Annotated in this window: 13 protein-coding genes and 1 pseudogene; 7 read left to right on the forward strand and 7 right to left on the reverse strand. The window is 52.6% G+C overall.

Annotated elements, in window-relative coordinates; all coding sequences use genetic code 11:
• The 5 genes from ACODR9_RS20905 to ACODR9_RS20925 all read left to right on the forward strand — a co-directional run.
• Nucleotides 1–475 (forward strand): hypothetical protein (locus ACODR9_RS20905; RefSeq protein WP_488811974.1); only part of this gene is annotated, 475 nt, incomplete at its 5' end.
• Entirely contained in the window at nt 472–1,233 is a 762-nt protein-coding gene (locus ACODR9_RS20910) for a hypothetical protein (protein WP_488811976.1), read from the forward strand. The genes ACODR9_RS20905 and ACODR9_RS20910, both read left to right, overlap by 4 nt.
• Nucleotides 1,234–1,350: 117 nt before the next feature.
• Nucleotides 1,351–2,097 (forward strand): hypothetical protein, encoded by a 747-nt coding sequence (locus tag ACODR9_RS20915; protein WP_488811978.1) that lies wholly within the window; start codon nt 1,351–1,353, stop codon nt 2,095–2,097.
• A 161-nt stretch (nt 2,098–2,258) separates the two neighbouring features.
• Nucleotides 2,259–3,002, forward strand: a complete 744-nt coding sequence (locus ACODR9_RS20920; protein WP_488811980.1) for a lysozyme inhibitor LprI family protein — start codon at nt 2,259–2,261, stop codon at nt 3,000–3,002.
• Nucleotides 3,003–3,755: 753 nt separating this feature from the next.
• Nucleotides 3,756–4,025 carry a hypothetical protein gene (locus ACODR9_RS20925; protein ID WP_488811982.1) on the forward strand — a complete coding sequence of 90 codons (270 nt, stop codon included), beginning with the start codon at nt 3,756–3,758 and terminating at the stop codon, nt 4,023–4,025.
• A gap of 259 nt (nt 4,026–4,284) precedes the next feature.
• Here ACODR9_RS20925 and aroQ read toward each other — a convergent pair whose 3' ends face one another.
• Nucleotides 4,285–4,728 carry a type II 3-dehydroquinate dehydratase gene (gene aroQ / locus ACODR9_RS20930; protein ID WP_488811984.1) on the reverse strand — a complete coding sequence of 148 codons (444 nt, stop codon included), beginning with the start codon at nt 4,726–4,728 and terminating at the stop codon, nt 4,285–4,287.
• A 10-nt stretch (nt 4,729–4,738) separates the two neighbouring features.
• Nucleotides 4,739–5,572, reverse strand: coding sequence for a shikimate dehydrogenase family protein (locus ACODR9_RS20935; RefSeq protein ID WP_488811986.1), 834 nt, complete (start codon nt 5,570–5,572; stop codon nt 4,739–4,741).
• 458 nt (nt 5,573–6,030) lie between these two features.
• Between ACODR9_RS20935 and ACODR9_RS20940 the strand changes: the two genes are divergently transcribed.
• A complete protein-coding gene (locus ACODR9_RS20940) occupies nt 6,031–7,659 on the forward strand; it encodes a methyl-accepting chemotaxis protein (protein ID WP_488811988.1) in 1,629 nt (542 codons plus the stop codon).
• A gap of 414 nt (nt 7,660–8,073) precedes the next feature.
• Here the strand turns inward: ACODR9_RS20940 and ACODR9_RS20945 are convergent, their stop codons facing one another.
• Complete coding sequence (locus tag ACODR9_RS20945) at nt 8,074–8,340, reverse strand: hypothetical protein (protein ID WP_488811990.1); 267 nt, start codon at nt 8,338–8,340, stop codon at nt 8,074–8,076.
• A 176-nt stretch (nt 8,341–8,516) separates the two neighbouring features.
• Between ACODR9_RS20945 and ACODR9_RS20950 the strand changes: the two genes are divergently transcribed.
• Entirely contained in the window at nt 8,517–8,648 is a 132-nt protein-coding gene (locus tag ACODR9_RS20950; RefSeq protein WP_488811992.1) for a hypothetical protein, read from the forward strand.
• A gap of 51 nt (nt 8,649–8,699) precedes the next feature.
• Here ACODR9_RS20950 and efeB read toward each other — a convergent pair whose 3' ends face one another.
• From efeB to efeU, 4 genes and pseudogenes are all read right to left on the reverse strand, one after another.
• The gene (gene efeB, locus ACODR9_RS20955; RefSeq protein WP_488811994.1) at nt 8,700–9,980 is read right to left on the reverse strand and encodes an iron uptake transporter deferrochelatase/peroxidase subunit; all 1,281 of its coding nucleotides are present in this window, start codon (nt 9,978–9,980) and stop codon (nt 8,700–8,702) included.
• A gap of 46 nt (nt 9,981–10,026) precedes the next feature.
• Nucleotides 10,027–10,380: pseudogene (locus ACODR9_RS20960) on the reverse strand (cupredoxin domain-containing protein); the annotation flags it as partial.
• Between the two features lie 109 nt (nt 10,381–10,489).
• Nucleotides 10,490–11,398: an iron uptake system protein EfeO gene (efeO, locus tag ACODR9_RS20965; RefSeq protein WP_488811996.1), complete on the reverse strand. Its 909-nt coding sequence runs from the start codon at nt 11,396–11,398 to the stop codon at nt 10,490–10,492.
• Between the two features lie 35 nt (nt 11,399–11,433).
• Complete coding sequence (efeU, locus tag ACODR9_RS20970) at nt 11,434–12,279, reverse strand: iron uptake transporter permease EfeU (protein WP_488811998.1); 846 nt, start codon at nt 12,277–12,279, stop codon at nt 11,434–11,436.
• Nucleotides 12,280–12,439: the final 160 nt, after the last annotated feature.

The raw sequence follows: 12,439 nt of genomic DNA on the forward strand, positions 1-12,439 counted from the left end.
TGGTGACGATGCGCAAAAATTCAGAGGTCGGGGCTTTAAGCAACTAACATTTTTAGCAAACTATGTCGATTATTGGGTATTTAGAGGATGGCTTAGAAATGGATCGTTTACTCCAAAATGGTTTGATGAAAAAGCATATACCATGAAAAGCAGAGCTCACATGAAAAGCATCCTCCCTACCATTGAAAATCCAGAGGCGATCTCAATCAACCCGTACAACTGCATTGATAGCGGTGGATTTTATTTAGCCTGCATAAGAGATAAAACAAAGCCACAAATGAATATTGTAAACCTTAATACTATAAAAGCAGTTACAAATGCTATCAACGGTGGAGAGAATGGACTACCCGATCGTGAAAATCACACATTCAGAATTGAGTATGTTATTGGCGACACCATCACCACACCCAAACCATACAATTCCATAAAATATACCGATCGATTTCATTTTGCCGCCAAGGAAAATGTCAAATGACCTACTCCATGAGAATTAGTCGCATGGCAATACAATTTACAATACTTTTCAACTTATCAACCCCATCACCTGCCAAGACCACAATAATTTTAAATACAGAACCCAACATCAAAGTACAAAGCATTATCGTACAAAACGAAAATATCCAAGAAATGGAAATTATTTACAAAGAAAACACATGTCGAATAAAATTTCCATATTGGATTGGACATGCATCAGCATCCATCTCATCCGACTCGAAGTTTCTAATTCTAGACCGAAGTGGATTTATAAAAATTTCCGACCTTGAAAACTGCGACAAAAATGATGCATATTTCCAAAAAGCCACCAATACACTTCAATACGCACGAGTAATGGATGTCAACAATGCACGCAATTTAATTTTGCTATATATTGACCCAATTTTTGGATTGATGTATGAAAAGAAAAGTAAATTTGACTATCTTGCAGGAATAATTGTTAATGAAGAAATATATGGATACGGCATGCTTCCAGATCCATTAAAAATAAATCACAAACAATTTTTCTCACCCGATAGAAATTCCAATGTAGATTTGGATCGTTCTCTTTTTGCAGGACATAATGACAAGGCATTTTTCTCACCTGATGGCAAATATCTCGCATTAAAATCCAGCGCCATCTCTTGCAAGAAAGGTGCCTACCCTGGCGTATTTGAAACCACGCACTGGAAGCAGGTGATTTTTAATGGGCCAGATAGCAATAAAAAATGCAGGGCACTATTTCCACAACTGAAGTGACGTAAATTTTCATAAAAATATACCCTGCACGAAATCGGGACGCTATCGACGCACCAAAAAATTTTAAAGCGGAAATATATGCCAAGAAATTTGGCCTTGCGCTCAAGGAGAAATAAAATGCATGATGCATTTCGACTTATTAAATCATTTTTTTTGTTAGCAATACATTGTGCTTTGATTAATATTTCTCATGCAGCAACCATTTCTATTGACGGTCTAGATACTTTGATTTTAAAAAAAACTGAGTTATCTTCCGGAGAAGATGTCAATCTGAATATCATTTACAATGGAAATGTTTGCACATTCCCCAAGACAATATTTTTGACTTCCGCAAAAATATCATCCGACAAAAAATTTGTTATTTTAAATAATAAGCTATTTTTAAATTGGAGAGATATCAAATCTTGCAATTTAAACACTGACACAATCGGTCAATTAAATATTAATCCTGATTATTATAATATTGAAGACATCAACGAGCAAAACAATCTAATAGTTTTATATGTGGACCCATTATTTGGGTGGCCATATGCACCTGAAAGAAATGACAAATTTACGTTCATGGCCGCACTGGTAGACATGAAAAATTTATACGAAATTATTACAATTAAAAAGAAACCATTTTACAATGAAAATCGCACAGACTCGATAGAATTAGATAAACATTCATTTGTCAATGCCCTTAGCACTGACAAGGCATTTTTCTCACCGAATGGCAAATATCTCGCATTAAAATCTAGCGCTATTTCCTGCAAGAAAGGCGCCTACCCTGGCGTATTTGAAACCACACACTGGAAACAAGTTATTTTTAATAGCCCTGATAGCAATAAAAAATGCCAAATGCTGTTTTCGCAATTAAAATAAAAGAAAATTAAAACACTCAGCGATGTATATTTAAAAACCGTTTCGCGAAAAAATTGATAATTACTCACGAAATATTGATTTAAGTTTTGTTCGTCGCCAATTTTGAGGAGCACCTAAAAATGTCAAAATAAATTATTATACGCACCCTTATGGCACTCTTGATGCTCAGCGCACTGCCAGCATACGCAGCGAGTTTCGAATGCGATAAGGCAAAAATAAAAGTGGAGCATCTTATTTGTGACCATACCGCGCTTGGACAACTGGATGAGGAGATGAGAAATACCTATCGATCCACACTTGAGCAGGCTGCGAACCCGGATAAACTTATCCAGTCTCAGCGCAACTGGATAAAGGAACGCAACAAATGCCACAATGTCGCTTGTGTTACACAGTCCTACTCGGATCGCTTGACGGCAATGAAGAAAGTCAAGCCAGCTGGCTGGAAAACCTATACTGATCGTGACCTCGGCATTTCATTTAAGTACCTCGAAAATCTCCAAATCAGGAAGCCTTGCCCACAACGATCCGATGAACGCTGCGTTGCATTGGTCAGTCGCGATATGGGTATCAGCGACTACATCATTGCGTTCAGTGTCATGACTGGTTCCCTGGAAAAAATCGCCAGGAAGGAAGCTCTATTTGAACTCGAAAATGGTAAGTGGCTAACCACCGCAGGACCTGGTATCCCTGCAGAGGTTACAACCTTCTATGGCTCGGGATGGAAGGGGATGCGAGCTACTCAATACTGTGGTGTTTTCGACCCTGAAAGTGGCCGGCATCTAGGAGAGTGCTTTGTGGCAGTCATCAGTAACGGCAAACGCGCAGTTTTGGCCGAAACGCAGGGGATACTCGGTAACGATCGAAATACCGAACTTAGCGTTGAGTCGATACGGTTTACCAAATAGGCAGGACCAAGCTTCATCCCGTGAATTAAGACATACAGGATAGAAAAGGCTTGTTAGTGCTGCCAACGGCTCTGATTTTTGTAGTGCATTGGCGGGATGCACCCATAGATGCTGGTGGCAGCAACGATTCTCTGGTGTTTCCTCCGAGTAAACCGCTGTGGATTTACCCTGCGTAAGCCAAAAAACGCCACCCCGCAGGGTGGCCAATAGAGAGAGTGACGTTTACGCCAGCAAACATCAGTCCAGATATCTGAGCCCGGCCTTGGCCAGTGGCTCGCGCATTGCATACATGTCCAGGCCCAGCACACCGATGGCACATTAAATGAATATGTACTTACTGGAAATAAAATAAAATTAAAAAGGACTATAGAATTTTTACCATCAGGGGAGTATATCGATAATTTTGACTTAATCAATGCAGTAGAAAAAAAATATAGTAGAAATAGTGTGAAGGTAAGAAATTTTAGAACAATACCATTTAATTATTTGAAAAAATGTTGGGGAGGAAATGAGCCATGTTCTCTACCAGAGCACTATGCAACCAAATGAATACATCTACGCAATCTCCATTAGAAATTAATGCTTATTTCTTCTAAGAATGGTCTGAACAAGTACCGGTGTAAAAATATTTAAAAAATAGAATCAATGGGTTATTACGTATCAAAATTGGAATCAGCCACTTAATCAGACCTTCCTTAATTGCATTCAGTATGCATGACTGGTTCCCTGGAGAAAATCGCTAGGGAGAAAGCCATGTTTGAACGTGAAAATGGTAAGTGGATAACCACCGCAGGACCGGGCGTCCCTGCAGATGTTGCATCCTTCCATGGCTCGGGATGGAAGGGTATGCGAGCTACTCAATCCTGTGGTGTTTTCGACCCTGAAACTGGCTGGCACACAGGAGAGTGCTTTGTGGCAGTCATCAGTAACGGCAAACGCGCAGTTTTGGCCGAAACGCAGGGTGTGCTAGGTAACGACAGAAATACCGAACGCAGCGTTGAGTCGATGCCCGGCTGGTGGTAGACGCAGGTGTCAAAGAAGATGTTATTGAGCAGGTGGTCTTTGAGCAGCGGTTTTTCCATTACCGCCGTTCGGACAGCGGCGGGCTGGTCCGGTGGCCGCCGGACGGGTCCGGATTCAGCATCTTCCCCGGTCTGCCGCAGCTGGCGGCAGCGTTGGGGCATCCCCTTGCTCACCGGTAATAGCCACAAAAAAAAGCGGAGGAGCCTAGCTCCTCCGCACAGTACTGACTGAGTCAGTTTCGGATTACTACAGAGAAAACTTACTGCGCGGCAGTGGCTGCCACGGCGGCACGCAGGCCCAGCAGATAGCTTTCCGTGCCAAAGCCGCAAATCTGCCCTTTGGCAATTTCGGCAAACACCGACAGGTGGCGGAAGGGTTCGCGGGCGTGGATGTTGGACATGTGGATTTCTACGATGGGTACGGTGAGGATGGCCAGTGCATCGCGAATGCCATAGCTGTAATGCGTCCAGGCCCCGGCATTGATCAGCACCGCATCCACACCGTCGGCATAGGCCTGGTGGATGCGCTCGCACATTTCCCCTTCGTGATTGGTCTGGAAGCTTTCCACTTCCACGCCCAGCTCACGACCCAGCGCCTGCAGGCGCGCGTCAATCTCGGCCAGCGTGACCGTGCCGTACTGCTTCGGGTCGCGCTTGCCAAACATATTGTGGTTGATACCGTGCAGCATCAGCATTTTCTGCATGGTCGGCTCCTTAGTCATTCAGCTGGGCCACGGCACGCAGCTCTTCCGGCGTGGTGCTGCCAAAACCGAAAAATTCCAGATAGGCCGGAATCATTTCAAACAACATGTCGGTACCCAGCTGGATCGGGCAGCCCTTGGCCTGCGCCGCTGCCAGCAGCGGGGTGATTTGCTTTTTCATCACCACTTCGCCGACAAAGGTGTCCGGGCTGACGCGGTCCATGTCAAACGGTAGCGGGTCGTTATCCTTCATGCCCAGCGGGGTGGCGTTGACGATCAGCGCGAAACCGGCCGGGTCGTTGCTGCCCACGGTGACAATCAGCTGCGGATAATGCTGGCGCAGACGCCCGGCCAGTGCTTCGGACGAGGCGGTATTGCTGTCGAACAAGGCCATTTCGGCCACGCCTGCAGCCGCCAGCGAGGCGGCGATGGCACAACCTACACCGCCATTACCCGACACCAGCACCTTGCGGCCCTTGAGGGAAAAACCCTTGCGCTCCACGCCACGCACAAAACCGGCACCGTCAAACTGGTCGCCCAGCAGGGTGCCGTCCGGGCGAACCAGAATGGCGTTGCAGGCACCGGCAATTGCCGCCGTGGGGGTGATTTCGTCCATCAGGCCCAGGGTGGTGACCTTGTGCGGCATGGTAACCAGCGCACCGCACAGATTGGTGAACTTGCGGATGCTGGCGAGTGCTGCCACATAGTCTTCCGGCTTGACGCCAATGGGCATCACCACGGCATCAATGCCCTTGCTGTCAAACCAGGGGTTGTAAATCATCGGGGCCTTGAAGCTCTCGGTGGGGTAACCCAGATGGGCAATCAGCGTTGTCTTGCCACTAATCACGCATGTCTCCAATCATTTTGCTGTGGTGATGCGCATGCATCTGGCGGGAGCAAACCGTCCCGCAACATGGCTGCATCATGGGCCGTTTGACCCTGGCATCCAACAGCAAAATCGCTCTAGCTGATATATCAATATTGATATCTCTATGCCGCAACCTAGCACGCCTGGCATACCGCAACATCAGGATGCTCAATGTATTTTTTGAAAAAAATAACTCATTTGGCATTTTCAGCAAGAAATTGACAACCAAGCGTCAATCAAGGCGGCATAGTACTTTCAGCCTGATGCATCTGCAGGGTCCACAATGACCAATTCACATTAAAATGTGTAAATTCAACTCAAAAAATTAAACATTTAATTTAAATCAGAACAGTGCATGATTTCATCTGCCCATGCTTGCCGACATTGGTTTTGCGTGCAAACATACTTGCTTATTCCAACAAAGAAATGAGGCCGGCATGAAGCTGACCATTGCACAAAGACTGACCGGCACACTGCTGATTTGCCTGATCGCCATCCTGACCGTAGCCGGCTTTGCCTACAGCAATATGCGCGCGGCACAGGAAAGAGTTGAGTTCATCAATGCCAACGTGATGCCTAGCATCAAGTTGCTATATGAATCAACCATTTACGGCGAGCGGCTACGCGTCAATATCCGCGATTACATGCTGGCGGGCGATGCCGGCGAAAAAAATGCCGCAACACAGCGCCTGCAGGACAACGCCAGCAAGGTGGAAGCTGGGCTTAACCGCTACGAGGCCAGTTTTATATCGGACGAGCAGGACAAGCAGCTGCTGACAAACGACAAGACCATGCTGAAGGCTTATCTGGACAAGACCCACGCCATCCAGGCCATGGCGGATGCCAGCAATCAGGAGGGCCTGCACAAGGAACTCTCGCAAACCGGCGAGTTCCGCAATCTGGCCAACCAGTTTACCCAAGCAATGGAAGACCACGTTGCCTACAACAACAAAATGGCCAAGCAGCTGACCGAAGAAGGCCAGCGCAATTACCAACAGGCACTCGGCCTGTTTATCAGCGTCATCGTGCTGGCCATCCTGGTAGCCGGTGGCCTTAGCTTCATCCTGGTACGTGAAATCCGCCAGCGCATGCAGACTTTGCGCAATGGCCTGCATCACGTGGCCCACCAGCTGGACTTCACCCAGCGCATTCACGTTACCCGACTGGACGAGCTAGGCAGCACTGCCGATGCCTTCAACAAGCTGCTGGACACGATGCAAGGCAATCTGCAGTCGGTGAAACAGGGCGCATTGACCATTGCCAGCGTGTCCAACGAACTGGCCTCTACCGCAACACAGGTGGCCACGGCAGCCCAGCACCAGAGCAGTGCCTCGTCCAATATGGCCGCCACCGTCGAAGAAATGACGGTCAGCGTCAACCACGTGGCAGACCGCGCCAGCGAAGCCAATACCGCTTCGGTAAGCTCTGGCAAGTTGGCAGAACAAGGCAAGGCCACAATCAGCAAGGCCGTCAGCGACATCCAGCACATCTCGCGTACCGTTGATGCCGCCGCATCGCAGTTGCGCGGGCTGGAAGATAAGAGCAAGCAGGTTTCCCGCGTGGTGCAGGTTATCCGTGACGTGGCCGACCAGACCAACCTGCTGGCGCTTAATGCCGCCATCGAGGCGGCACGTGCTGGCGAACAGGGACGCGGCTTTGCCGTGGTGGCGGACGAAGTGCGCAAGCTGGCCGAGCGCACCGCGCAGTCCACCCAGGAAATTGCCTCCACCATCACGGCCATCCTGGAAAGTGCCGAAGTGGCGGTCAAGGCCATGGGACATGTGGAAGCCAATGTGGCCGATGGCGTGCGTGGCGCCGAAGAGGCCAATGAATCCATCGTAGCCATCGGCAGTGGCAGCCAGCATGCGGCGGCGCTGGTGGATGAAATCACCAATGCCATCAAGGAGCAAAGCGTAGCAACCATCAACATTGCCCAGCAGGTGGAAGGTATCGCCCAGATGGCAGAAGAAAGCAGCGCGGCGGCAGGCAATACTGCCAACTCGGCCCAGCAGTTGGACAGCTTGTCGCGCCAGCTGCAAGGCATTGTCGACGCCTACACCATCTGATTGGTCTGATCAGCCCCCACGGGGGCTGTTGTTCAACCAGATGCCTTGGCAAAGCTGGCGGCGGGTCGAGCAGATCGGCCCGCCAGTGCAGCGCTGTACCGCAGTGTGTTGAAATGCGCCGCAACCGCCGCCCAGATAAAATAGCCACCACTGGGGGCGACAGGCGCACGCTGTTCCGGAAATAGCGCAGCAGCACCGCCGTCAACTGCGGCTACGGGCCTGCCCGTGCATGGCCTGCCCCGCGCCCCGGAATACCTCCCTGAATACACCCCAACTCCATCTTTCCCACCAGAACGGCGACAGCCCTGGCCGGGCTTGTAGCAAGTCACACCCTATTCGCCCTCTGCAGCAGCCATTGCCCCCTCTTTTCAGCCTGAGCGGTGTCCGTTTTAGTCGGATACTGGCGGCTCGTGATTATATTTCCCGCAAGTAATCAACCCTGGTGGCCGCGCGCATACCCAGCCTGCGTTGCTGCATTGCATGCAGAAACACACCCGCCTGCAGCGACTGAAAACCACAAAAAGAAAATGCAGGCTGATCATGCATATCCAGCGGATTGCAGCGCGGAAATACCGGAAACCACCGCAATAAAATAATATCTGCAATACCCTTTCCAGTGCCCATTCCAGTGCCGACGCCATGGCAAAACGTTTGAAAACAAGCACCAGAGACGCTGCCCATTTACCATTGGTGCGCGCGATAAATGAGCAAAGCAGCCAACACCATATTCATTCCGGAAAGTAAATGAACAAAAATAAAAATAACAGCAATACAGACATCAGTTTTAATTTGACCATTATCAAAATACCCAGACAGACCGCTACGTAATCTTCATTATTTAAACAAAGGAAACCATAATGGAATTATTCAAGCTGCTATTATCCGACGAGATTGGCATCATGAGCCTGGCCACCATTATCATCACCATTGCCATCAGTATTATCGTCATCCTCATTGCCATGAAAAAAAGAAGGCAGAACAGCAATTAAGCGTTCTGCCTTCCGCTACCGGGCAGGGCAATACTGCCCGGTTGGTTTTGCTCAAGTTGCCGCGTTCAGCAAGGACTGACCCAGATACGCATTCCCCTCCACGCCGGGCAGTGCAAAGAAATAACCACCGCCAAAAGGCTTGATGTATTCCTCCAGCGGTTCGCCATCCAGCCGTTTTTGGGTGTCGATAAAGCCGGTTTGCAGATTGGACTGGAAGCAGATGAATACCAGCCCCATGTCCAGTTGGCCGGATTTGGTCAGGCCCAGCGAATAGCTATAGCTGCGGCGCAGCAGTTTGGCATCGTGGCGGCCATGCTGGCGTGGTTCGGCACGGCGCATGTGGGAATCCAGCGGTACATGGTGGCCATGCGGGTCTGCCGCAAAAGCCGGGTCGTCAAATTCGTGCTGCTGACCCAGCGGCGCACCACTACGCTTGTCGCGGCCAAAAATGGCCTGCTGCTCGCCCAGCGGGGTACGGTCCCACTGCTCCAGCGTGAAGCGGATCAGGCGGATAGCAATATAGCTGCCGCCCTTGGCCCAGCCTGGCTCCTTGTCCTTGTCATCCACCCATACCAGCGCATTCATCTGGGCGGCGTCTGCGGTCTCAGGGTTGCCCGTACCATCCTTGAAACCAAACAGATTGATGGGGGTGCTGCTATTACGTACCGCACCGGCTGGCAGGAAGCCATCCATTTTCCAGCGCGCCGCCAGCTTGTCCGGGCAATGCTTGATAATGTCTCGCACCGCGTGAATCACCGTCTCACGGGCATTGGCGCAGCATTGCAGCAGCAGGTCGCCGTCACACCAGGCGGCATCCAGCGCATCGTTGGGGAAAGCCTGCATCTGGCTCAGATGCCGTGGCCGCTGGGGCTGCAGGCCAAAGCGGCCATCAAACAGCGCAGCCCCCACGGCCACGGTGATGGTGAGCCCGTCCGGCGACACGGTATCGCCCAGCAGGCCGGAATCCGGCGGCGGCAGCTTGGGCGGGCTGACAGCAGCCGGGCCGCCACGGGTCAGGAAAGCAATGCGTTCGGTCAGCAGCTGCAGGGTTTGCTGCAGGCCCTGGCGGTCACGGGCCAGCACATCGAAGGCGATGAAAATGGCTTCCTGTGGCGCTGCGGTGGTAATACCGGCCTGGTGCAGGCCGCGATACGGGATGATGGCCTGAGCCGGATCCGCCGGGCGGGCCAGCCTGCCAAACCAGGCCCCGGCTCCCAGCCCGCCCGCCAGCAGGCCGCCGCCAAACAAGCCGGCACCGCGCAACAGGCTGCGGCGCTGCGGGTTGGCGATGGTGGCAGCTGGAGCGCTGGCGGGCTTGTCTTGTTCTGTCATGGCGTAAGGTCTGTCTGTGTGGTGCTGCCGGGCAGCGTGTTCATTCAACAATCAATACCCCGTGCGGATTGCTCAGCAGTCCGCAGGTCATTTCGTATTTGCCGGGTTCGAGTTTGGCGGTCAGCTTCTGGCTAAAGCCGGGGGCGATGTTCTCGCGCTCCTCCACCACGTACACGCCCTTGAGGATTTCCCACTCCACCGCACGGGCACTGTTGTTCTTGATCAGAAACTGGGTCTTGCCACGCTTGACGGTAAGCTGCATCGGCTCGCAGGCTTCATCCGTCACACCGACGTTGACAATGGGAATCGCCGGGGCAGCACTGGCAGCGCTGGCGGGCTTTTCCTTGCTGCAGGCGGCCAGCAGGGCCAGCAGCAGGCAAGGGACGATGGCTTTGAACATGCGGGTTTCCTGAATGCGTGCGCAATGCAGCCGGGCGAGCTGTCGCCGCACCGGCTGTCTGAAAAAGCCGCCCTGCCCAAGTAGCGGGCACGGGACGGCATGCAGGGAATCAATCCAGGCCCAGCACGCCACGCAGCTTGGACAGATCTTCAGCCAGGGCCGTAATCGGGCCCTTCATCGCGGTGCGGTCGGCGTCGGTCACCTTGTCGTAGCTGACAAAGCCTTTTTTGTCCGCGCTGCGGTATTTGTCCAGCAAGCCGTCCACCGTTTTGAAGTTGTCATCCACCTTGGCCAGCAGCTCCGGGCTGGCGTTTTGCAGCAGCGGGCGCAGCAGTTCGACAATTTTTTGCGCGCCGTCCACATTGGCCTGGAAGTCCCACAGGTCGGTATGGCTGTAACGGTCCTCTTCCCCGCTTACCTTGGTAGCCGCTACTTCCTCGATCAGGCCGGCAGCACCGCCCACCATCTTGGCCGGCGGAATGTCCAGCGTGGCCACGCGCTTGTTCAGCTCGGTAATATCGGCCACCAGCTTGTCAGCAAACTCGGCCTGCCCCTTGGTGGTGTGGTCACCAAACAAGGCTTTTTCCAGACGATGGAAGCCGGTGAATTTGGGGTCGGCGGCTTTTTGCTTGAAGTCGTCTTCCCGTGCATCAATCGCCGCGTCCATGTCGGAGAACAGCTCGGCAATCGGCTCAATCCGCTCGTAATGCTGGCGGGTAATGGCGTACAGACCCTGTGCTTTCTTCAGCTCGCCAGCCTTGATGGCGGCGGCAAAAGCCTTGGACTGGCTTAGCAGGCCTTCCAGTTCGGTGCTCACGTATTGCTTGTAGTCAGCAATAGGCGCTGCCAGCTGGGCGCTGTAATCCACGGCGGGGGCCGCTGCCGCTGCGGCAGAAGCGGCGGCAACCGGTGCACTGTCAGGCTGGGCTGCAGGGGCATCCTCGGATTTGCCGCAGGCGGCCAGGGTGGACACCAGCAGCGCCACAACGGACAACTTGAACAGGGAATGGTTTGCCATCAGTGATTTTCCTTCAGGATTGGTGAGCGGTGATTTCAATGGGAGTGCAAAGTGGCACGGGATGCGCTGGCGGCAGGCTTGCTGCCGCGCATGAACAGAAATAGCGCCGGGAGCAGATACAGCACCCAGGCCAGCAGTTCGCTGACGGTGGGGGTGTCGTTGTAGCCGAACATCCCAGACAGGATCACCCCCAGCGGGGTGTCGATAGGCAGCACGTGGCTGAGGTCAAACACCACGGTTTGCAACTGGTTCCATACCCCGGCTTCATGCAGGGCCTTGACAGCACCGGCCAGCAGCCCGGCTGCCACCAGGATGATGAACATGCCGGTGAGGCGGAAGAAACGGCGCAGATCAATGCGCACCCCGCCCTGATAAATACCCCAGCCAATGGCCACGGCAACGGCCAGCCCCAGCAGGGCCGCCAGCCAGGCCAGCGGGTTTTCTGCCTGCTGCTGAAACGCCGCCAGCAGGAAAAACACCGACTCCAGCCCTTCGCGTGCCACGGCAAAAAAGGCCATGCCGATCAGCGCATAGGCCTGACCCCGGCCCCGGCTGAGTGCGGCATCGATGGAGTCATGCAACTGCCCCTTGATGGCGCGGGCGGCCTGCTTCATCCAGAACACCATGGAGGTGAGAATGCCCACGGCAATCAGCGCAACCACGGCTTCAAACAGCTCCTGCTGTTTTTGCGGGAATTCCTGCTCGGTCATTTCCAGGGCAAAACCCACACCCAGGCTAAGCAGGCAGGCCAGCACAACGCCCAGCCACACGGCAGGCATCCAGCGCTGCTGGCCGGACTGGCGCAAATAGCTGGCGATGATGCCGACAATCAGCGCGGCCTCCATGCCTTCGCGCAACATGATAAGAAATGGGATGAGCATGATAGTGAATACTCTGAAAATGAGAATCATGCGCATTCGCATTTGAACTGTCAACGAAAAACCTTGTCACGCCACCCGCTGCGCAATACTCCTTAACAAAGCCAGCAGCCCTGCCCGACCGGCAAGGAAAAATGCCAGCCGACCCAAGGCCGGCTGGCAG

Source organism: Aquitalea sp. FG25, from assembly GCF_057809375.1.